The 22390-nt window shown below is 64.0% G+C and carries 19 protein-coding genes and 1 tRNA gene; 1 reads left to right on the top strand and 19 read right to left on the bottom strand.

Going from position 1 to position 22390, the window contains the following annotated elements; all coding sequences use genetic code 11:
* Nucleotides 1-180: 180 nt before the first annotated feature.
* The 8 genes from CCC_RS01545 to CCC_RS01510 all read right to left on the bottom strand — a co-directional run bounded on the left by CCC_RS01545 (nt 181) and on the right by CCC_RS01510 (nt 8954).
* On the bottom strand, nt 181-1335 hold the full coding sequence (locus tag CCC_RS01545; protein ID WP_041039324.1) for a DUF6538 domain-containing protein: 1155 nt from the start codon (nt 1333-1335) through the stop codon (nt 181-183).
* A gap of 75 nt (nt 1336-1410) precedes the next feature.
* Nucleotides 1411-1484: transfer RNA gene (locus tag CCC_RS01540), tRNA-Gly, on the bottom strand.
* A gap of 172 nt (nt 1485-1656) precedes the next feature.
* On the bottom strand, nt 1657-2820 hold the full coding sequence (gene rodA / locus CCC_RS01535; RefSeq protein ID WP_041039322.1) for a rod shape-determining protein RodA: 1164 nt from the start codon (nt 2818-2820) through the stop codon (nt 1657-1659).
* The gene (mrdA, locus tag CCC_RS01530) at nt 2821-4704 is read right to left on the bottom strand and encodes a penicillin-binding protein 2 (RefSeq protein WP_041039320.1); all 1884 of its coding nucleotides are present in this window, start codon (nt 4702-4704) and stop codon (nt 2821-2823) included. It abuts the gene before it with no gap.
* 13 nt (nt 4705-4717) lie between these two features.
* Nucleotides 4718-5233, bottom strand: coding sequence for a rod shape-determining protein MreD (gene mreD, locus CCC_RS01525; RefSeq protein WP_009870170.1), 516 nt, complete (start codon nt 5231-5233; stop codon nt 4718-4720).
* Nucleotides 5230-6117, bottom strand: a complete 888-nt coding sequence (gene mreC, locus CCC_RS01520) for a rod shape-determining protein MreC (protein WP_009870171.1) — start codon at nt 6115-6117, stop codon at nt 5230-5232. Before mreC ends, mreD begins: the two co-directional genes overlap by 4 nt.
* 191 nt (nt 6118-6308) lie before the next feature.
* Entirely contained in the window at nt 6309-7349 is a 1041-nt protein-coding gene (locus tag CCC_RS01515; RefSeq protein WP_008618978.1) for a rod shape-determining protein, read from the bottom strand.
* Nucleotides 7350-7409: 60 nt separating this feature from the next.
* Nucleotides 7410-8954: a 2-isopropylmalate synthase gene (locus CCC_RS01510; RefSeq protein WP_041039316.1), complete on the bottom strand. Its 1545-nt coding sequence runs from the start codon at nt 8952-8954 to the stop codon at nt 7410-7412.
* Nucleotides 8955-9340: 386 nt separating this feature from the next.
* Here CCC_RS01510 and CCC_RS01505 point away from each other — a divergent pair, with 386 nt between their 5' ends.
* A complete protein-coding gene (locus CCC_RS01505) occupies nt 9341-10528 on the top strand; it encodes a hypothetical protein (protein ID WP_041039406.1) in 1188 nt (395 codons plus the stop codon).
* An 84-nt stretch (nt 10529-10612) separates the two neighbouring features.
* On the opposite strand, the gene ilvC is transcribed toward CCC_RS01505, so the two are convergent.
* The 11 genes from ilvC to CCC_RS20960 form a co-directional block, all read right to left on the bottom strand.
* The gene (gene ilvC, locus CCC_RS01500; RefSeq protein WP_009870175.1) at nt 10613-11632 is read right to left on the bottom strand and encodes a ketol-acid reductoisomerase; all 1020 of its coding nucleotides are present in this window, start codon (nt 11630-11632) and stop codon (nt 10613-10615) included.
* 54 nt (nt 11633-11686) lie between these two features.
* Nucleotides 11687-12208 carry an acetolactate synthase small subunit gene (ilvN, locus tag CCC_RS01495; protein ID WP_009870176.1) on the bottom strand — a complete coding sequence of 174 codons (522 nt, stop codon included), beginning with the start codon at nt 12206-12208 and terminating at the stop codon, nt 11687-11689.
* A gap of 6 nt (nt 12209-12214) precedes the next feature.
* The gene (locus tag CCC_RS01490) at nt 12215-13981 is read right to left on the bottom strand and encodes an acetolactate synthase 3 large subunit (RefSeq protein ID WP_041039314.1); all 1767 of its coding nucleotides are present in this window, start codon (nt 13979-13981) and stop codon (nt 12215-12217) included.
* 103 nt (nt 13982-14084) lie between these two features.
* Nucleotides 14085-15038, bottom strand: coding sequence for a tRNA (adenosine(37)-N6)-dimethylallyltransferase MiaA (gene miaA / locus CCC_RS01485; protein WP_009870179.1), 954 nt, complete (start codon nt 15036-15038; stop codon nt 14085-14087).
* 130 nt (nt 15039-15168) lie between these two features.
* Complete coding sequence (locus CCC_RS21985; RefSeq protein ID WP_152619667.1) at nt 15169-15432, bottom strand: hypothetical protein; 264 nt, start codon at nt 15430-15432, stop codon at nt 15169-15171.
* Nucleotides 15433-15685: 253 nt separating this feature from the next.
* Nucleotides 15686-16309: a hypothetical protein gene (locus tag CCC_RS01475; protein ID WP_009870180.1), complete on the bottom strand. Its 624-nt coding sequence runs from the start codon at nt 16307-16309 to the stop codon at nt 15686-15688.
* Between the two features lie 16 nt (nt 16310-16325).
* Nucleotides 16326-19838: a tetratricopeptide repeat protein gene (locus CCC_RS01470; RefSeq protein ID WP_009870181.1), complete on the bottom strand. Its 3513-nt coding sequence runs from the start codon at nt 19836-19838 to the stop codon at nt 16326-16328.
* A 42-nt stretch (nt 19839-19880) separates the two neighbouring features.
* Entirely contained in the window at nt 19881-20522 is a 642-nt protein-coding gene (locus CCC_RS01465; protein ID WP_041039308.1) for a protein phosphatase CheZ, read from the bottom strand.
* A gap of 24 nt (nt 20523-20546) precedes the next feature.
* Nucleotides 20547-20933 (bottom strand): response regulator, encoded by a 387-nt coding sequence (locus CCC_RS01460; protein ID WP_008622552.1) that lies wholly within the window; start codon nt 20931-20933, stop codon nt 20547-20549.
* A 121-nt stretch (nt 20934-21054) separates the two neighbouring features.
* A complete protein-coding gene (locus CCC_RS01455; protein WP_009870184.1) occupies nt 21055-21840 on the bottom strand; it encodes a MotE family protein in 786 nt (261 codons plus the stop codon).
* A 9-nt stretch (nt 21841-21849) separates the two neighbouring features.
* Nucleotides 21850-22386 carry a DUF6468 domain-containing protein gene (locus tag CCC_RS20960; RefSeq protein ID WP_236686261.1) on the bottom strand — a complete coding sequence of 179 codons (537 nt, stop codon included), beginning with the start codon at nt 22384-22386 and terminating at the stop codon, nt 21850-21852.
* Nucleotides 22387-22390 lie beyond the last annotated feature (4 nt).

Raw genomic sequence — 22390 nt, 5'->3', positions numbered from 1 at the left:
ACCTGGATATACCTAGACTCTTGAAATCGTTGGAATCATGGGCCTAGAGGGTGCCTGTGGTGGGAAATGACCTCGATCATCGGTCTTCACCCGCTCCAATTTCCCTCAGCGCACCCATAGTAACCCTATGATTCCAAACGGTTTCGTCAAGATTCCGTCTGGAGGGGTAGACCTCCAGGTTCAGACAATCGCTTCCATCCACTTGTGCAGGACATGGACTGGGTAGCCCTTGCCGTAGGTCTCGCCGATTCCTTCCAACGTCCAGCCGCCAAGCCGATCAACGATATCCCTCGGGCACTCAACGGCTCGCAGTCGATCACGTAGGCTGTGCCGGAAGGAATGAACTACGCAGCCCTTGGGGACCCTGGGCGACATCCACTTGTTCAGAGCCGCACTGGCAGAGTTGGATTTGCACTCATTCTCGTTGCAGTATTTGGGGAAGAGGAATGCACTCGATGAAGCCGAGACCGCCCTCTGGGCTGCCCACAACGACAGACCGATCAACGGGACGATCCTAGAACTGCTCTGGGTCTTCAATGGACGCCATGGATGGGGGCGAAGATTGACGTGAGGGAATTCACCATCGAGAACGACATCGTCCTTGGTCAGGCCAGTGGCCTCCGCCAATCGCATCCCACTGTCGCTGATCAGACCGATCAACCATCTCGGCTCATCATCAAGGTTCCGACACGCAGCCTGAATGGCCTGTAGTTCGGCGCTCCCAAACGATGAGCGTTTGGCCCTCGGATCGTCATTCTCTTCGCCGAAGTAGATGGACGAAAAAGTTCTGATCTCATCCAAGCCAAGCTCCCGCGACACGAAATTGATGAGAGCCCGAACCACGCTGAATGCTCGCTTGATCGAGGGCGTGCTCAGGCCCTTCTCACGAAGGGAATTTCGAAGTGCGTTGGCCTCCTCGCGGCTGAATGTGTCGATTGGCTTGTCACCAGCTACGGCAATCATCTGCGATACGACGCGATCCACGCCTTGCCGGAATGTCTTGGGGCGTCCCTTCTTCTTCGCCCCGATATAGAGAGCGGCAGCTTCCGACAACGTTGGGGCACTTGAGAGTAGCCGAGCTGCGGCAACACGGTCAGACAGGAATCGAGAGAACTGATCGTCCTTGCTCTGCCATCGGAGCGACAGCCAATCCTGATCGAGCTTGCCAGCAAGTGCTGCGGCACGGGCTTGAGCTGCCCTCAGGGATCGTGTGCGAAGGGAAAGGGTGATCCGCGAGCATCTATAGTGCCCCGCCAGATCACTTGGGATGCGCCGCGTGAAATAGAAGATGCCGCGCTTGCTGAAGATAAATGGTGCCGCTTTGGTCACCCGCATGGTCTACCCCTCCAGACGGAATCTTGACGAAACCGTTTGGAATCATAGGGTTACTATGGGTGCGCTGAGGGAAATTGGAGCGGGTGAAGGGAATCGAACCCTCGTCGTAAGCTTGGGAAGCTTCTGCTCTACCATTGAGCTACACCCGCGCCGAGGCGCAGAAGGTACGGGGGCTGTGGGCGATATGCAAGCCCGCTGGCGATCCCGTTGCCAGAAATTGCCAGATGCCCCGATATGAGGCAACCCCTCTTGACGCCAAAACGCGCAGGCAACGGCCTTGGTTCGGAGCGACCGGAGGTGACCGCTGAAAGGGCGGGCGGTCTAGTCGTCACCCATGCCGCGGCGCGAGATGGGGGTGTCGCGGTGGATATAAGCGCTCATCACCAGTCCCCAGCCTACAAGCAGCGAAAGCATGGCGGTGCCGCCATAGGAAATCAGCGGCAGGGGGACGCCGACCACAGGCACCAATCCCATCACCATGGCCGTATTGATGAAGAAATACAGGAAGAAGGTGGTGGCGATGCCGTGCGCCACCAGGCGGCCGAACTGCGAGCGGCAGCGGATGGCGATGGCATAGCCATAGGCCAGAAGCAGGGCGTAAAGGCCGAGCAGCACCAGGCCGCCCATCATGCCCCATTCCTCGGCGAACATGGTGAAGATGAAGTCGGTCTGCTTCTCGGGCAGGAAATTGAGGCGGCTTTGCGTCCCCATCATATAGCCCTTGCCGAACAGCCCGCCCGATCCCAACGCGATCTTGGACTGGGTGATGTGATATCCGGCGCCCAAGGGGTCATCCTCGGGGTTCAGGAAGATCAGGACGCGCTTTCTTTGATATTCGCGCAGGAACTGCCAGGCCACCGGAACGGCGCCCATGCCACCGGCGATGACCACGACGAATTTCCACATACGTACGCCAGCCATGAAGAACAGGGCGCCCGAACTCATCACCAGCATCATGGCGGTGCCCAGATCGGGTTGCTTCAGCACCAGGATGGCCGGGGCAAAGACCATGATCAGCGGCGGAATGAGGAAGATGGGGCGGCCGATTTCCTGCTGTCCGGCGCCGTGGAAATAGCGGGCCAGGGACAGGATCAGGGCGATTTTCATGATCTCGGAGGGCTGCAACTGAATGAAGCCCAGATCGATCCAGCGTTGCGCCCCCATGCCGATTGTGCCCTTCAACTCCACCAGCACCAGGAGAATGAAGGCAATGGCGTAAAGCGTATAGGCGTGGCGCATCCAGAACCGCAAATCCACCATGGCCACGGAGATCATCAGCCCGATGCCGATGGCGAAGCGGATCATCTGCTTGAAGGCCCAGGGCTCCATGGAGCCTTGCGCCGCCGAGTACAGCGTGGCGAAACCCACTCCGGCGATGGCGGTCAAGACGGTGATCAGCGACCAGTTGATCTGCCAGATCTTGTCGCGAAAGGACATTTCGGTGCGGTTGAGGCGCGACGGCGTGCGCGGCAGCGGTCTCAGCATCTAAAACCGCCTCAGATCGGGTGAGGCGGGCGCACCGGCAGAATCGGCGGCGACGCGGGCCATGTCGCGCTTTTGTACCTCGATCATGATGTCGCGGGCGATGGGCGCGGCCACCGCCGAACCGCCGCCGCCATGCTCGACGATGACGGCGATGGAATAGCGGGGATTCTCCTCGGGGGCATAGGCCACGAACAGAGCGTGGTCACGCTCCTTCCAGGGCAATTGGTCGTTCTTCTTCACGCCCGTCTCGCGCTCGCGCATGGTGATGCGGCGCACCTGGGCCGAGCCGGTCTTGCCCGACAGCCACATGCCGTCCTGGGTGATGCGGGCGCGATAAGCGGTGCCGCCCGGCTCGTTAGAGACGGCGAACATGCCCTTCCTGACCAGGGCCAGGGACTGGCGCGACACATCCAGGCTGGGCCATGTGGGATTGGAGCGGCTTTTGGCTGATTTCTCGGAAATCTGGTCGCGGGCCACATGGGGGATCACGGCGAATCCGCCATTGGCCAGGCGCGCCGTCATGGTGGCAAGCTGCATGGCGGTGGCGGTGACATAGCCCTGGCCGATGGCGTTGATCAGGGTCTCGCCCGGATGCCAGGGCTGCTTCAGGGCCGCTTTCTTCCAGGCCTTGTTGGGAATGATGCCCGACTTCTCTCCCGGCAGGTCGATGCCGGTGGGCGCGCCCATGCCGAACTTCTTGGCCATTTCGGCGATCTTCTCGAAGCCCACGCGCCGCGCCACCTCGTAGAAGTAGACGTCGCAGGAATTCTTGATGCCGTTGACCAGATCCTGGGCGCCGTGGCCTTCCTTTTTCCAGCAGTGGAACTTGATGCTTCCCAACTGGGTATGGCCCGAGCAGAACACCCTCATCTCGGGCGTGATGTCGCGGGCCTCCAGCGCGGCCAGGGCGGTCACCAGCTTGAAGGTGGATCCGGGCGCGAAGGTGCCGCCGATAGCCTTGTTGGTCAGCGGCGAGCGGGGATTGGTGGACAGGTCCTTCCATTCCTCGTTGGACAGGCCGCGGTTGAAGGAATTGGGATCGAAGCTGGGCGTCGAGGCCATGACCAGCACGTCGCCGGTATGGATGTCCATCACCACCACGGCAGCGCTTTCATCGCCCAGGCGCTGGGCGGCGTATTCCTGCAGCTTCATGTCCAGCGTCAGGTTGAGGTCGAGGCCCGGTTCGCCCTCCTTGCGCTCCAATTCCCGGATGACGCGGCCCACCGAGTTGACTTCCAGCGACGAGGTGCCATGACGGCCCCGAAGCGCCATGTCGTAGATGCGCTCGACGCCGCCCTTGCCGATGCGAAAGCCGGGAAGTTCTTCCAGCGGGTCGCCGGACAATTCGTTCTCGGACACCGCCGAGACATAGCCCAGGATATGGGCGCCCAGGGATTCCAGCGGGTAATAGCGGCTTTGGCCCACATCGATGATCACGCCGGGCAGGTCGGCGGCGTTGACTTCGACGCGCGCCACTTCCTCCCAGGTCAGATTCTCGCGCACGCTTAACGGCACGAAACTGCGCCGTCGGCGCACCTCCTTGTGAATGCGGGCGCGGTCGCCGTCGCCAATGGCGATGATCTTGGTCAGCGCATCCAAGGTGTAGTCCAGGGACGGAGTCTGTTCCGGCACCACCATGACGCGGTAATTGTGCTGGTTGACCGCCATGGCGATGCCGTTGCGGTCGAGGATCAGGCCGCGCGGCGGGGCCAGCAGGCGGGTGCTGATGCGGTTGTCTTCGGCCTGGACGGCGTATTTGTCCGCCTCCATGACCTGGAGATAATACATGCGCGCCGCCAGGGCCCCCATCAGGGTCGCCTTGCCGCCTGCCAGCATCATGGCCCGGCGGGAGAACAGTTTGGAGCGGTCGTTGTCGTGATACATGGTCCGGCCCCTCCTACACGTCGCGCAGGAAGGCTAGCTGGGTTCTGGCCAGCATCCAGGTCAGCAGCGGGAACAGGGCCAGGGTCATCAGGTATTCGAACATCACCGGCGCGATGTCGAGCGGCCGTCCCTTGACGAAGGACAGCAGCACCCAGGCCATGCCGATGGCGCCCGCGGTCAGCAGGCTGAAGGCCCACCAGGTGACGGCGAAGGACTTGCCCAGGAAGAACTTGCGCTGGGAGGCGGCAGTGCCCTGGACCAGCAGCATGACCAGGGCGTTCACTCCCAAAGGCGTGCCCGCGACGATGTCGTAAAGCAGGCCGATGACGAAGGCCAGCCAGGCGGGCAGCAGGTCAGGGCGGTAAATGGCCCAGTAGTAGACCCCCATCAGCGGCAGCATGGGGGCGATGCCGGAAAAGCCAGGGATATGGGTGGGAACAGCGGTCAGCAACAACAGGAACACGGTGATGCCGAAGGGGACCAGATGGCGGACCCAGGTATCCATCTTCACCCAGACGGAGGATTTCACTCCTCCCTCCCGCGGCGGCGGCGCTCCGGCGGCGGCGGCCTCTCGAAGGGCAGGATGCCGCCCAGGCCGAAATCGACGACGGAGACGAATTCCAGGCGATGGCGCTGGACGAAGGGTTCCACCCGGACGATGCCGTCCGTCACCGAGGACACCACACCCACCGGAATGCCGGGCGGGAAGGCGCCGCCCGACGCGGCGGTGACCACCCGGTCGCCCACCGAGATGGCGGGGCTGCCGGTGATGTAGTTCAGCCGTGGCCGCTGGCTGTTGTCGCCGGTGAGAATGGCCCGCGTGCGGGTGGCTTCCAGCATGACGGGCGTGCGGGCGTTGATGTCGGTGATCAGCAGCAGCCTGGACGAGCGGGCGCCGACCTCGGCCACATGCCCGGCCAGCGCCTCGCCGGTCAGCACGGTCTGGCCTTTGCGCACGCCGTCCTTGGCGCCAGCGCCCAGCAGCATGCTTTGGCCGAAGGCCGAGCCCATATCGCCGATCACCCTGGCGGTGACGAAGGCGGGGTCGGGGTCGGGGATGAAGTTCAGCTGGTCATGCAGAACCGTATTCTCGGCCTCCAGGCGGCGCGCCACGGTCTGCCAGTGCATCAGCTTGGCGTTCTCTTCCTTGAGGCGGGCGTTCTCGGTGCGCAGATTGGCCAGTTCGTGGAAGTTCTCGGTGATCTGGGCGATGGTGGAGGCCGGGCGCGCCATGGCGTCGAGCAGCGGCGCGATGGCGTCGGCCACCAGGGCGCGGGTGCGCTCGATCAGCACGATATCGGCCTTTCCCAGGATCATCAGGGTGACCGAGGCGACAATCAGGGATAAAAAGGCAAAGCGCTGGACGAGCAGCCTCAACGTGGCGAGCCGACCTGCCGCACCCGACTGCTTCACCTAACCCCTCCGTTCCGCCGTGCGTCCCCGGCACAACGGGAAAGCATCGGGTCGATACTACTATATCTAGTGGCGGCAAAACCACTATTTAAGGCGGGCCGAATCCAAGATTTCCTGGGACTCAAAACGGCGTCAGCCCGGATGGCGGCATGCGCTTCCGGGCTGACGGTTCGAGGTCCGACCCTCAAGCTCTAGTACATGCTGGTCAGCACGTTCTTCAGCTTGGGCATCTCTTCCAGGGCGCGGCCGGTGCCGAGCGCCACGCAAGACAGCGGGTCGTCGGCGATGGAGACCGGCAGGCCGGTGGCGTGGCGCAGCACATAGTCCAGATTGGACAGCAAAGCGCCGCCGCCGGTCAGAACGATGCCCTTGTCGACGATGTCGGCGGCCAGTTCGGGGGCGGTGTGTTCCAGGGCGACCTTGACCGCCTCGATGATGGCGCCCACCGGTTCGGCCAGGGATTCGGCGATCTGACGCTCGGAGATGATCAGTTCCTTGGGCACGCCGTTCATCAGGTCGCGGCCCTTGATCTCCATGGTGCGGCCTTCGCCGTCCTCAGGGGGGCAGGCGGAGCCGATTTCCTTCTTGATGCGCTCGGCCGAGCCTTCGCCCACCAGAAGATTATGGTTGCGGCGGATATAGGCGATGATCGCCTCGTCCATCTTGTCGCCGCCGACGCGCACCGAGCGGGAATAGACGATGCCGCCCAGCGAGAGAACGGCCACCTCGGTGGTGCCGCCACCGATATCGACCACCATGGAGCCGGTGGGCTCGGTGACGGGCAGTCCGGCGCCGATGGCAGCCGCCATGGGTTCCTCGATCAGGAAGACGCGGCGTGCGCCAGCGCTTTCCGCCGATTCCTGAATGGCGCGGCGCTCAACGGCGGTGGAGCCCGACGGCACGCAGACGATGACCAGCGGACTGGCGAAGGAGCGGCGGTTGTGCACCTTGCGGATGAAGTGCTTGATCATCTCCTCGGCCACTTCGAAATCGGCGATGACGCCGTCACGAAGGGGGCGGATGGCCTGGATATAGCCGGGCGTGCGGCCCAGCATCATCTTGGCCTCGTCACCCACGGCGAGGACTTTCTTCTTGCCCTTTTCTTCCGCGATGGCGACCACCGACGGCTCGTTGAGAACGATACCGCGACCTTTCACGTAGACCAGCGTATTGGCGGTCCCGAGATCGATCGCCATGTCGGCAGACATCCAACCCGTCAGTTTCGAAAACATAATCCCTCGCTCAAGGTACGATGCGTCTTGAAGAAAACCCCTGTCCGCGCGCGTGCTATATCACGCTCCGGCGGCATCGGGGGCGGTTTTTTGCCGTTTGACCAGAAGTTTGTTCAACGCGTTGACATAGGCCCGCGCCGAGGCCACCAAAGTATCGGTTTCGGCGCCCTGGCCGTTGACGCTTTTGCCGTCCTCTTCCAGGCGCACGGTCACCTCGGCCTGGGCGTCGGTGCCCTGGGTTACCGCGCTCACCTGATAGAGCTGCAGCTTGACCTCATGGGGGAACAGCGCCTTGATGGCGTTGAAGGTGGCGTCCACCGGGCCGTCACCCGTAGCGCGCACGCTTTTCACCACGCCGTCCACCGAAAGCTCCAGTTCGGCCGAGGGCGGCTGGTGCTTGGTGCCGCACAGCACTTCCAGCGAGACCAGCTTGAGCCGGTCGTTGCCGCGCACCACGGCGTCATCGACCAGGGCGACGATATCCTCGTCGAACACGTCCTTCTTGCGGTCGGCCAGGTCCTTGAAGCGGGTAAAGGCGTCCTCGACGGCGTTGTCGCCCAGTTCGTAACCCAGATCCTTCAGCTTGGCCTTGAAGGCGGCGCGGCCCGAATGCTTGCCCATCACCAGGGACGAACGGTTCAGACCCACGGATTCCGGGGTCATGATCTCGTAGGTCTGGGCGTGCTTAAGGACGCCGTCCTGGTGGATGCCCGATTCATGGGCGAAGGCGTTCTTGCCGACGATGGCCTTGTTGGGCTGCACCACGAAGCCGGTGATGGTGGACACCAGCCGCGACGCCCGCGTGATGTTCTCGGTCTTAACGCCCGACTTGTAGGGCAGGAGGTCGGGGCGCGTGCGCAGCGCCATGACGATCTCTTCCATGGCGGCATTGCCAGCGCGTTCGCCCAAGCCGTTGATGGTGCATTCGATCTGCCGCGCGCCCTTGCCCACGGCGGCCAGGGAATTGGCCACGGCGAGGCCGAGATCGTTGTGGCAATGGACCGAGATGATCGCCTTGTCGATATTGGGCACGCGGTTGAACAGCATAGCGATCAGGGCCGCATATTCATCCGGGATGGCATAGCCCACCGTGTCGGGGATATTGATGGTGCGCGCCCCGGCCTTGATGGCGGCCTCGACACAGGTGCACAGGAAGTCGTGTTCGGTGCGCGAGCCGTCCTCGGCCGACCATTCCACGTCGTCGGTCAGGTTGCGGGCATAGGCCACCGATTCGGAGATCTTCTCCAGGACCTTTTCCGGCTCCATCTGCAGCTTGTATTTCATGTGCAGCGGGCTGGTGGACAAGAAGGTATGGATGCGGCCCCGCCCCGCCGGTTTGACGGCTTCGGCGCAGCGCTCGATATCGCCCTTGGTGGCGCGGGCCAGGCCACAGATCACCGAAGTCTTCACCGCCCTGGCCACGGCCTCCACGGCCTCGAAATCGCCGTTGGACGCAATGGGAAAGCCCGCCTCGATCACATCGACGCCCATCTCTTCCAGTGCCAGCGCAATGCGGACCTTCTCCTCCAGATTCATGGAGGCGCCGGGCGATTGCTCGCCGTCGCGCAGCGTGGTGTCGAAGATGATGACGCGGTTCTTGTCCATGTACTCGCTCTTGAACTCTGACGCGCCGCCTGAAGGCGCAAGACGGAATAAGAAGGCGAGCACGGCCCGCCGGAAGCGGCCGGTGAAACATCATCGTGAAACCCGTTTCACCGCGCCTATAGGAAGGCCATTTCGCGGTGCAAAGTCAACAGCCATCGTGTGTCGTAATCGTGCGAAGGCAAAGGATTCTGCGCCGCGCATTCATCTGGTGCGGCAAGGGCGCGGCCATGGGCGCGCTGGTCTTGCGATTCGTTCCAGGCTGGCGCTTAGCCCTCTGGTGGCAAAGCGGAAAATTATGTGCGCGGTCTCACAGTCACCTTCAGAAAAAACCACTAACTTTAGGTCGGGATGGATGAATAAAGCGATGAATGCGGAGCCTGGAACACATGCGTGCCACCTCGAAACAGTCCATTGCCGCCGCCAGGGCCCGCGAGGCCGTCGGCCGGACTCTGTCCGGACCGGTCATGGCCAAGCTGGCGGAACTGGTCCCCGATCTGGCCTGGGCGCCCAAAGGCCGCGAATTGGAGACGACGTTGCGCGACTGCGACCTGCTGCACCGCTGCTTCATCGCGTTTCGCACCCATCGCGCCGATTTCCGCCCTCTCTTGCTCGACAGCCGGAACAAGCCGGTGGAGAACGACAATACGCCGCTGGTCTGCGGCCGGACCGTCAACCAGATCGTCGCCATGATCGTGCGCTCCGCCGCCAAGCGGCACTTCCGCGCCCGCCTGGACGGCTTCCCGCCCGGCCGCGCCCAGCGTTTGCGCAGCCCGGAAGGCGTGGGCTGGGGCGGCATGCTCACCTGGATGGGCGAACGGGTGGAGGAAAGCCGAGGCCGCAAGAATAAAGGTCGCGGCGATCATCTCTACGATGCCATCCGCCGCTATTTGCTGCACGACTGGCAGGTGCCGATCATTGCGCAATACGCCCGCATGACGCCACCCGAAGTCCGGGCTTTGGGCTCGCGCATTCTGGACTTCCGCGACGCGGCGGATCTTGGCGCTTGGCTGGATGGCGGTGCCGATGCGCGGGCGATGCCCGCCCAGTGGAAAGTGGAACCCGTTTCCCAGCCTCCCGGGTCAGATCCGGTGCCCGAGCCCGAGCCCGAGCCGGTGGCCGAGCCCGTCCAGGGGGCAGCCGCCCTGCCCGGCGCTGGCCTTACGCGCGATGGCCGCTCGCGGCTCAGTCAGGTCTTGTCCGATGACGGACGCCTGATCCGTATGGAAACCGTGGTGCCGCTGCTCACCACGCCCGCGCTCAAGGCCGCCCTGGGCCATCCGGGGCGCGAGGAACTGCGCCGCGCCGCCCGCGCCCTGGCTGGGACGGGATCGGGCACGGTGCGCCGTCTGGCGGTGGATTACGGCCTTAACCCGGAGCAGATGACCGCCATGCTGGCCAAGTCAGCCTTGCTGCTGCCGCCTGCCGTCTATGAAAAGATGTTCGGCCGCAAGGGGGAATTGTTGCTGATCCTGGCCCTCATCGGCCGGGCCAAGGCCGCCGGTCTGGATGCGGACGCGTCACCGGCCGCCTTCGCCGCCTTCATGGAGGATCTGTTCGGGCGGTTTGCGCGTTAGGGGGGGGGCGGGCCGCCGCCGCCCAAAGAAAAAAGCCCCGGCGGTGTTCCGTCGGGGCTTTCTCGAACGCTTGAGGCGCGGGCCTTAGTTCTTGGCCTTGTCCACCAGCTTGTTCTTGGCGATCCAGGGCATCATGGCGCGCAGCTTCTCGCCGACCACTTCGATGCCGTGTTCGGCCTGGATACGACGGGTCGCCTTGAAGGAGGGCTGACCGGCCTTGCATTCCAGCATCCAGTCGCGGACGAAGCGACCGGCCTGGATGTCTTCCAGGACGCGCTTCATCTCGGCCTTGGTCTCGTTGGTGATGATGCGCGGGCCGGTGACGTAGTCGCCGTATTCCGCGGTGTTGGAGATGGAGTAGCGCATATTGGCGATGCCGCCCTCATAGATGAGGTCGACGATCAGCTTCACTTCGTGCAGGCACTCGAAATAGGCCATCTCGGGGGCATAGCCCGCCTCGACCAGGGTTTCGAAGCCGTACTGGATCAGCTTGGTCAGGCCACCGCACAGGACCACCTGCTCGCCGAACAGGTCGGTCTCGCATTCCTCGCGGAAGGTGGTCTCGATGATGCCCGAACGGCCGCCGCCGATGGCGGACGCGTAGGACAGGGCGATCTCCAGCGCATTGCCCGAGGCGTTCTGAGCCACGGCCACCAGACAGGGCACACCGCCGCCCTTCAGGTATTCGCCGCGCACGGTATGGCCGGGGCCCTTGGGGGCGACCATGAACACGTCGAGATCGGCGCGGGCTTCGATCAGCTTGAAGTGGATGTTCAGGCCATGGGCGAAGACCAGGGCGGCGCCCTGCTTCATGTTGCCCGCCAGGTCCTGATAGTAGAGATCGGCCTGCAGCTCGTCGGGGGTGAGGATCATCACCACGTCGCCCCACTTGGCGGCATCGGCGGGGGTCATGACCTTGAGGCCCTCGGCCTCGGCCTTCTTGGCGGTGGCGGAACCGGCGCGCAAAGCGACGGCCACGTCCTTGACGCCGGAATCCCGCAGGTTCAGGGCATGGGCATGGCCCTGGGAGCCGTAGCCCACCACCACGACCTTCTTGCCCTTGATCAGATTAACGTCGGCATCCCGATCGTAATAAACGCGCATGAGAGGTTCCTTTCGACAGGCGGATACAGGTCCGCGCAAATTCTGGCGGGCTTTCTAAATCGGATTCGGTCCGCGCGCAATGGCGACGACGCCGGTGCGCGAAACGTCGGCCAGACCCAGGGGCTCCATCAGCTTGATGAAGGCGTCCACCTTGTCGGTGGCGCCCACCACTTCGAAGACGAAGCTTTCATTGGTGGAATCGATGGCGCGCGCCCGGAAAATGTCGGCGATGCGCAACGATTCCACCCGCTTGTCGCCGGTGGCGGCCACCTTAACCAGGGCCAGTTCGCGCGACACATGGGGACCTTCGATGGTCAGGTCGTGCACCTTGTAGACCGGCACCAGGCGGCGGAGCTGATTCTTGATCTGCTCGATGATCATGGCGGTGCCGCTGGTCACGATGGTGATGCGCGACAGCTTTTCGCTGGCATCAACCTCGGCCACGGTCAGGCTTTCAATGTTGTAGCCGCGTCCCGAGAACAGGCCGACGACACGGGCCAGCACGCCGGATTCGTTGTCCACCAGGACGGCGATGGTGTGGCGGTTGATTTCCTGCTGAGCGATGGTCACTTGCATTCCCCCTTACACCAGAACCATGCCATCTTGTTCCGAGCCCGGCTTGTCGCGACCCTTATCCTCCGGCCCCAGAACCATTTCATTATGGGCCATGCCGGGCATGATCATGGGGAACACGTTTTCCGAGGCGTCGGTGCGCATTTCCAGGATCACCGGGCGGTCGACGGCGATCATTTCCTTGATGGCGCCATCCACCTCACCGGGATTTTCGGCGCGCAGGCCGACGGCGCCGAAGGCCTCGGCCAGCTTGACGAAGTCGGGGTGGTGGATCATGTGGCTTTCGGAATAGCGGCCGCCATGGATCAGTTCCTGCCACTGGCGGACCATGCCGAGATACTGGTTGTTGAGGATGACGATCTTCACCGGCAGACGGTGCTGCACCAGGGTGGCCATCTCCTGGATGTTCATCTGGATGGAGGCTTCGCCAGCGATGTTGATGACCAGCGCGTCGGGATGCGCCATCTGCACGCCCATGGCGGACGGCAGGCCATAGCCCATGGTGCCCAGCCCGCCCGAGGTCAGCCAGTGCAGCGGCAGGTCAAAGCGCAGATGCTGCGCCGCCCACATCTGATGCTGCCCCACCTCGGTGCAGAAATAGGGATTGCGATGACGGGTCATCTCGTAGAGCCGCTGGATGGCGTATTGCGGCTTGATGATCTTGTTGGAATTCTCGAAGGACAGGCAGTCGGTGCCCCGCCACTGGTTGATCTTGGCCCACCAAGCCTTCAGCGCCTTGTCATCGACGCGGGCCTGCTTGGCCTTCCACACCTTGATCATGTCTTCGAGAACATGGGCGCAATCGCCGACGATGGGCAGGTCGACCGCCACGTTCTTGTTGATGGAGCTGGGATCGATATCGACGTGGATCTTCTTCGACTTAGGCGAAAAGCCTTCCAGCTTGCCGGTGACGCGGTCGTCGAAGCGGGCGCCGATATTGATCATCAGATCGCAGTCGTGCATGGCCATGTTGGCCTCGACCGTGCCGTGCATGCCCAGCATGCCGAGGAACAGCGGGTCCGAACCGGGGAAGGCGCCCAGACCCATCAGGGTCAGCGTGCAGGGATAGCCGGTCATGCGCACGAACTGGGTCAGCAGCTGACAGGCCGCCGGGCCGGAATTGACCACGCCGCCGCCCACATAAAAGATGGGGCGCTTGGCATGGGCGATCATCTCGACCGCCTTCTCGATGGCCTTCAGATCGCCCTTGACCTGGGGCTTGTACTTGGACTTCAGCTTGGACGGCGGCTGGTACTCGCCCTTGGCCTGGACCACGTCCTTGGGCAGGTCGATCAGCACCGGGCCGGGGCGGCCCGAACGGGCCACATGGAAGGCCTCGTGCACGGTGCGCGCCAGCTCGTTGACGTCCTTGACCAGATAATTGTGCTTGGTGCAAGGCCGGGTGATGCCGGTGATGTCGGCTTCCTGGAAGGCGTCGTTGCCGATCAGATGGGTGGGAACCTGACCCGTCAGGCAAACCAGCGGCACCGAATCACACTGGGCGTCGGCCAGGCCGGTGACCGCATTGGTGGCGCCGGGGCCAGACGTCACCAGGACACAGCCCACCTTGCCGGTGGAGCGGGCGTACCCTTCGGCGGCGTGCACGGCGGCCTGCTCGTGGCGGACCAGGACGTGGCGCAGGCGGTTCTGCTTGAACAGCTCGTCATAGATGGGCAGTACGGCGCCGCCGGGATACCCGAAAATAACCTCTACGCCCTGGTCGACCAAGGCCTTGAGGAGGATTTCCGCTCCGGTCAACGTATCGTGATGCGCCATCTCAGCACCTTATCCTTCATGTCGTTGTTCCCCTGTCTCCTGGAAGAATGGCAGGGGCACGCGCTGCTGCACTGCGGCGCGAGGGGCACAAACTAGCCGCATGTCACGGGGCGGTCAAGAGGTGTTGGCGAATTTTCAGAAAGATTGTGGCTATTAAACTTTCCGAAAGTTGCTCAGACACGGTCAGGGACGCCATCATCTGATGACGGAACCATGTGCCCTGGCGCTTGGCGTAATTGCGGGTGGCCTGGCAGGCATCGGCGATGGCGGCGTCCAGCCCGGTCTCTCCCGCCAGATGGGCGGCCAGTTCACGCCGCCCCAAGGCTTTTTGGATGGGAAGGTCATGGGCGAGACCCAGGGCTTCGAACGCCCGCACTTCGTCCAGGGCGCCCGCCGCCACCATGGCGCGAAAGCGGGACTCGCACTGGGCGTAGAGGCGGGGGCGGGGCGGATCGAGGACCATGGTGAACCAGCGGGCGGCGACGGCGCCTTGGCGGGGCTCGTCCTGCCACTCGGCCAGGGAACGTCCGGTGGCCATGATCACCTCCCAGGCCCGCGCCAGGCGTTGGGAGTTACCGGAATCGAGGCGTTCGGCCATCAGAGGATCATGCTTGGCCAGCCGGTTGTGAAAGGCCGCGTTGCCCATCTCGGCCAGCAGGGCGCGGGCCTCCGCCCGGATGGACTCGGGTATGTCTGGAATGGGAGACAATCCTTCCATCACCGCCTTGAGATAAAGCCCGGTGCCGCCCGTCAGGATGGGCAGCTTGCCCTCGTTCCAGGCCGCCTGGATCTCGCCCGTGGCCATCAGGGCCCAGCGCGCCGCCGAACACAGCTCCGAGGGCGGCAAGACGGCGTAGAGGCGGTGCGGCGCCCGCACCATGTCCTCGGGGGAGGGCCGGGCGGTGAGCAGCGGCAGGGCATCGGTCACCTGCATGGAATCGGCGTTGATCACCACGCCGCCGAACTCACGGGCGATGGCCAGGGCAAGGCCGGATTTGCCCGACGCGGTGGGACCGGCGATGACGATCGCCGGTCTGGGGGCGAGGGGAATGGTCATTCCTCGGACAGCAGGCTCAGGACATGGGCTTCCAAGGCGGCCAGCCGCAGGATCTCGTCGCGCTTCTCGGTCAACAGGGTCCGGGCCGATGCCATCATGTGCCTCCGGGAGCGATTATAGCGCGAGGCCGTCAGGACGAGAAGCGGGGTAGGGCAAGCAAACGGGGCAATCGGGTGAAGGCAAATGTTCCCACAAAAAAGGCCGTCATCCCCGCGAAGGCGGGGATCCATGCTGCCGCAGCCATGATTTTGGGCCTGACGCCACTTTGTGTCCCCGCCATGGATCCCCGCCTTCGCGGGGATGACGAATAATTTGAAGGATGAGATCCCTTCACCTGATTGCCCTGGGCAAGCAATGTCATGACCTCGGTTCCGTCGGCCTTCTTGGTCATCATTCCGACCACCTTTGGTCCGGCAAGGAGGACGAAGAGGCTCGCCCCATGGCGCCTACACCAACCCCGACCCCAGCGCAGGACCTGATCCGCCGTCCTGGGGGTGTCTCGCAGCGCCATGCCGATTTCGGCGCGAACCCGCCCATTACGCCGCAGGAGAAGAGACAACCGGGTGGCCAGGGACCGGTGCCGACCGGGCGCTCCCTCGGGTCGAGGCGCCAGCCGGATCGCGTCGAGGCGCGTTCCGATCATGGGGTCACTTCCAGGCGGGGATCGGCCCCAAGGCCCGCATCCATTCCTCAGCGGCCCTGGGATGAGGGTCGCGGAAGCCCAGACCGGCCAGACGGGCCAGGGTGGGAGAGCTCAGCAATTCGTCGAGGGGCTTCTTCAGGCACTGGGCATAGCCCGGCCCCAGATCGCTGGCGTAGTCCGTCTTCATAGGCGAATCCCAGCGCGCCACGAAATTGCCCAGCGGCTGGCCGTCGGCGGTCCAGGCGTCGATGCCGCAGCCGATCTTCAGTGCTCCATCTTGCTTGCCCCAGCCGGGGCGGCCGGTGAGGCGGACCACGATGTGGGGACGGATGGTGGGATCATTGATCTCCACCTGCTTAAAGCCCTTGGCCAGCATGGTCTGGGCGGTTTCAGCCAGGATACGGCCGTCCAGGATCTTGGTTTCCTCGGACTGGTAGCGGCTGATCTGGATGGACAGTTTGCGCTTCAGGTCGTTGTCGCCCATGAAGATCATGACGCGGGCGTTGAAGGGCAGGGCGACGCCGGGCACCGGGGCGGGGTCGACCTGGGCGGCGGGCGGCAGGCCGGACGAGCATCCGGCAACAAGCAGAGCCGCCAGGGACACCCCGATCCAATTGCGTCCGGCCATGCTCTTAATCCTCATTTCAGTTGATGGAAGACAGGCCCTTGGCCTTCACCCGCTTCTGCCACTCGCCCATGAAGGTCTGGAAGTCCTGGACCTGCTTGATCTTTTCGCCCAGGCGGCGGTAGTCGATGATGCCGCGCTCGGGCTCGCTGGTCAGCAGGTCGAAGGCCTCCTTCCACTCGGTCTGGCCCATCAGGGCGCCATAGCCGCGGCGCAGGCGGGTCAAGCCGCGCTCGTCCTTGGCCAGCGTCATGGCGGTGGCGGTGTCGAGCAGACGGCGAGCCATGGCCGGTTCCAGGGCGCGGTTGCCGATGGGCTTTTGGATGGTGGATTCCAGGGCGGCGGCGGCCTCGGGCCAGCGTTTCAGCTTCCAGTTGATGTCGCCGCGCAAGCGGTTGGCCTCTTCGCTCTGATCGTTGATGATTAGCGCCAGGGCCTCGGCCGAACGTCCCAGATCGGTCAGGGCCTGTACCCGGATATAGCGGCGCTGGGCGGCCAGATCGGTCGGGATCTCAGGGACCTCGCTGGCTTCCAGCGCCTCCAGCGCCAGACCCGGCTTGCGGTCCGACAGATTGAGGAAGGCCAGCCTTGTGCCGATGCGGGCCTTGTCCAGGCCCGACAGGCGGAATTCCACCTGATGGCGCAGCAACTCGCCCGCCCGCTCCAACAGATCGACGCCAGCCAGACGGTCGGCCAGGCGGCGGATCATCTCGTCGCCCTTGGTGCCCGACGGCGTCAGTTCCTGGAACTCGTCGTACAGGCCGATGGCCACCACGGGGGACAGTTTCTCCGCCTCGCCCATCAGGAACAGGCGGTTGAAGGTGTCGCTCATCTCCTCCTGGACCTGGCCGATCTCGGGATGGTCGGGATAATTGGCGACCAGCGAGTGCATGGCGCGCAGTCCCTCGCCATAGCGCCCGGCGGCGATCTGGAGTTGCCCCAGACGCCGCAGCAGCTGGAACTCGAAATCCTCGCCGCGCCAGGCGAAGCGCAGCTTTTCCAGGTCGTGGATGGCCTCGGCCGGGGTCATCTTGTTCAAGCGAAGCATCAGCTCGACGCGGTCGCGGGCGGCATAGGCGCGATCGGGGCGGCTTTCGCTGGCCTCGGCGTCGCGATAGCGGGAAATGGCCGTATCCCACTGCTTGCCCGCCTGGGCGGCCATGCCCGAGAGATAGGCCAGCTTACCCACGTCGCGCCGCGACAGGCCGGGACCCATCATGGAATCGACGATGCGCGCCGCGCCCTTGGAATCTCCGGCCTTGGCCACGGTCTTGGCGGCGATCTCGCCGATACCGATGCGCAGATTGCGTGGCCAGCCCTTGATGTCATCGGGCGCCAGACGCAGGACCAGGGCATTCTTGCCCGGATCGGGCAGCGAGCGGGCCTGGGCCGCCGCCAGGAACAGCTGGACCCTGGCATCCCCCTTCAAGGCCGGGGTGGACAGATCGATGATGGCATCGGCATCGCGGCCCATCAGGAAGCTGGCGGCGCCGCGCACCGCGCGATAGGGGGGCGTATCGACGATCAGGGGGTCCACCGCCGCCATGACGCGCAACTCGCCCAAAGCCTCGGCGCCGAAGCCGTTGGCAAGGTAATGCCGCGCGATTTCCATGCGCTGGGCGTTCTTCTCATCGGGTCGCACATGGGCTAGGCGGCCGATCAGCTTGCGGTGGTCATCGACGAATTTGTCGTTGCCGCCGCGCAGCCATTTGGAAATATCCAAGGGCCCGGTGGTCATCACTTCGGCGCCCATGCTGCCGTCCACGGCCACCTTGCCGCCAGTGCCGGTGGGGCTTTCGGCGGCCAGCATGGGTGACAGATAGAGGCCTCCGGGCTGGGTGATTTCCACGGTTTCGCGGTTGGAATCCAGTCGCACTGTATCGGCACGCGGAATCATGGCGATGCCCTGTGCGGTGGGCAGAAGCTCTGCCCCCGGATATTCGCGTCCCACCCGCACGCCTGCGCCGATGGCGGGAACGGTGACCACATGGATGGAGTCGCCCACTTCCGGGTCGCGCAGGATCATGGGGGCCGAACCGTCGGTGGTCTTGATCACCACCCGGCCCCGTTCCTGGAAGTCCATCTGGGTCGAGACATCCATGCCCGCCTTGGGGGCGATGGGCTGTTCGTGGATGTCGAGCACCCACAACTGGCCCTCCTTGCGGACCGAGGGGTTGAAGCCGGGCCGGGTGATCATGCGCACGGCGGTGCCCTTGAAGCCCTGGATCTGCTCCACATGCAGCACCACATCGCCGCCGGTGCGTTTCAAGAGCTTGGTGTCCATCTCGGCCTTGAGGTCGAACACCGCCCACAGCCAGCCGGAGCGGCGGAACACGGCGGCGCCCACCGGCTTGTCGAAGGCGAAGCCCAGGCTGACCACCTTGCCGGTGGGGACGGCCCGGATGTCGTCGCCCTGGGGGGGCGCGGCCTCGGCCTCGGCGGGAGCCTGGGGCGCTACGGCGGGCGGCTTGCCATTGGCTTTGCCGGGAAGATTGGCCTCGGCCGGGGGGAGCCCCTGCTGGTCCAGGGGCTTCAGCGCCGGGGGTTGTTCCTCGGTGCCTGGTGCAGGCGCCAGGGGCGGGGGGACGGCGCCGTTGGCGCGCGGCGGCGGCGGGGCTCCGGCGGGACGAACCAGATCCACGGCGACGCGCGGTCCGCTGGTGAAATGACGCACCCGCATGCCTGGCGGCAGGGAAAGGATCACCGAGGTGCCCTTGCCGTTGGGCTTGGCCTCCAGGAAGCCCACATCAGCGGGCAGCGAGGCCTTCAGGGAGGTGACGTTGACATTGGCCGGGCGGTCGAAATTGATGGAGGCCGTGCCGTTGCCCTCGTCCACCGAATAACCCACCGGCTTGGGCCAGTCGAAGACCAGCCGGTTGAAGCCGGTATGCTCGCCGCCGCGCACCATCAGATCGGTGGCGGGCCCTTGGGGTTTGGCGGACTCTGGCGGTTTGGCGGGTTCGGGGGCCTTTGGCGTGTCCGGCGCCTTCGGCGTCTCGGGGGCGGCTTTGGCGGGGGCCTTGGCCGCCGTCTGACCGGCGGGAGCCTCGGCCGGAGGAATGGCGGGAATTTCCGCCGGTGGCAGCGCCTGTTCGGGCGGCGGCGGCGCCGATGCCGAACTGGTGGCCTTGGTCTCGGACAGGTCGATGACCACGGAATTGGTGCCGGTCTGGAAGCTCTTGATCTGGACCGGGACGGCCAGGGGGAAGGTGGCCATCTTGCGGTCAGGGCTGAGCGTCACGCCCTTGAGATAACGGGCCAGGGGCTTCAGCACCGCTTTCGGGTCGCCGGAAATGGGCCGGTCGAAACGGATGATCAGCTGGCTGTTGACCGTTTCGGCCGAGAACTTCACCGGAGCGTCCCAGTCGAAGACCAGGCGGCCGAACCCGTCATGCTCGGCGGCGCGCGGGGATGTCTGGGCAACCACGCCAGCGGCGGGCCCAAGGATCAGGCAAAGCAACAGGAACAGAAATGACAGGGCCGGTCCAAGCTTGCGCCGACGGGAATCGCTCACGCCCACGGGCGTTTTCATTGGCCGTCCGGTGGTGGCTTGCGCGGCAGCCTTCATGGAAGGCTAGTCGAAACTTGCCAGCAGCGCGTCGATGTCGGCCTGATTGGTGGCGTTGCCGGGCAGCTGCGGGCCGTTGAGAAGGTCCTGATCGGTCAGCGGCTTTGCTTCCTTGGGACCGGAACCGTGATCCACGTTGCCGCCGAACATCTTGACCAGGCTTTCCACCCGGTCTTCGATTTCCTTCAGCGCCTTGACCACCTTGGTGATGCGCTGGCCGGTAATATCCTGGAAGGTACAGGCCTCGAAGATCCTGGTGGTGATCTCGTCCAGGCGGTTGGCGACCTCCTGGTCCAGCATGGGCGACAGGGAGCCCAGGCTTTCGGCCGCGTCCATGATTTCGTTGGTCGCCGCCTCGGTGGCACCGACGATGGCGTCAAGCTCGTCGGTGGCCGAGGCGATGAACTCGTTGGTGATCTCGCCGGGTCTGAGCGCGGCGATTTCTTCCTTGGCGGCATGGATGTATTGGGCCAGGGATTCCAGCTCGCGATAGAGCCGCAGATCCCCGGCACCGATATCTCCCGTCATGGTTTCGAGTAAAGCCCGAACCACTTCCCCTATCTTATCAACCTGAATGGTCTCGCCATGCTCGGCACGAATGGCGTCCAAGCGAAGTTCCAGATCGCGGTCAACGCCTTTCGCCGACATGACAGATAGACCCCCCAAGGCCGTTTAGAAATCGCCCAGCACGCTCGTCATCTTGGTCTTCAACGTTTCGGCGTTGAAGGGCTTGACGATATAGTTGGACACGCCCGCTTCCTTGGCCGCGATGACGTTTTCCGACTTGGACTCGGCGGTCACCATGATGAAGGGAACCGGCTTCAGCTTGGCGTCGGCACGGACCTCACGCAGCAACTGCAGGCCGGTCATGGGCTCCATGTTCCAGTCGGAGATGACCAGACCATAATTGCCGACACGAAGCATCTGCAACGCCATCGCACCGTCGGTCGCCTCATCGACGTTGTTGAAACCCAGCTGCTTCAGCAGGTTTCTGATGATTCGCAACATCGTCTTGTAATCATCAACGATGAGAACATTCATATTCTTATCGACAGCCATCCATCCGCTCCTTCGAGACACTAGCCGCCAGAAACCGAAAAACCCGGTAACCTACGAATTTTTATAGATAAGATGGGGGGGTACACCTGCGCAAGTCATTTTTTCTGCAATCCCCCGACAATCACCCGCCCGAGGCCGCCCTTGGCATCGGTATCTGGCGTCTTTGTGCCAATTCGGCAGTAACTGCCTTGGCCTTGGACGGGTCCATTTCGGCCATGATCGGAGCAACACGTTGTTCCTTCATGCGCTCGACCACTTCCAGCAGGATATTCATATCCAGCTGTTCGAAAATCTTCGCCGCTTCCTTGGGCTTCATATTCTCGTATATTTTAACCAGGGAGCGCATCTTGTTGTCTTCCTGGTCGTTGTACTGACGCAGCAGGCCTTCGATGGTGTTCTGCAGCGTCTTCATCTCAGCGACCTTGCGGTCGATCTGATCCTCGGCGGCCTTTAGCAAGGCTTCGCGCTTTTCGATGTCCTTTTCACGCAGATCGAGGGTGCCGCGCCGCTCCTGCAGCTTTTGCAGCACGTCCAATTCGGTCTGGCTCATTCCCGCGCCCGGATCGGAATTGGCCGGGGCGGCGGCGGGCGCCGCCGGGGTCTGGGCCGGAGCGGGGGCGTTGGCGGTCTGGGCGGCGGTCTGGCCGGGAGGCGGCGCCTTGGCCGGTTGTTGCGCCTGCAATTCGGCCACGGAGACGGATTCCAGGCCGACCATGCCCTTGAAGATGTCGCTGACGCGCAGCGACAGCATCAGAACGCCCACGAAGATCAGAACCGGCAGAACCCGCACGATGGGGGCCTTGCCTTCCGTCTTGGGCGATCCCTTGGCGGATTTGGCGGGCCTGGGCGCGCCGGGGGGCTGCGCCTTGACGGGTCCGGGGACGGGTTTGCGGTTCTTGGCGGCCATGATGGCTCCTTACCGCATGGACTGAAGGGCGCGAAGCAGTTCGCGCTCGGCTTCGGAACGGTCGTCGCTTTCGGCATCGGCGGAGGCGGCCGCGGCGGCTGCGATGGCGGCGGCCCGATTACCGGCCATGCGGGGCGGCGGCATGGTGGGGGCCGAGGCGGTGCCGACCGGATTGGGGCGCTCGATGGCGCCGCGCGGTTCCGGCGTGGATTTGGGCGCATCGGTGCGGGCGGTACGGACGGCGTTTTCCAGGCGGTTGGCCATGGTGTCGGCCCGCTCGATCATGAAGGCCAGATCGTCGCGCAGCGACTGCGCCTTTTCCACCCGCTCCTGCAGGGTCTGGCCGGATTCCTCCGCCGCCTTCCTGAGTTTGGGGATGGAGGATTCGGCGCGCAGCGTCGCCTCGTTGAAGGCGGAAATGGTCTTTGCCAGATCGTCGCGGTTCTTGCGCAAGGAGGACAGGCGCTGGTTCAGCATCCAGGCATAGCCGATGGTGGCGATCAACAGCACCGAAACGATAAGGTCGAGGACGACTTTCCAATCCACGGCG

This window comes from Paramagnetospirillum magnetotacticum MS-1 (genome assembly GCF_000829825.1).
Classification (GTDB): domain Bacteria; phylum Pseudomonadota; class Alphaproteobacteria; order Rhodospirillales; family Magnetospirillaceae; genus Phaeospirillum; species Phaeospirillum magnetotacticum.
This window is presented reverse-complemented; position numbering and strand designations above follow the sequence as displayed.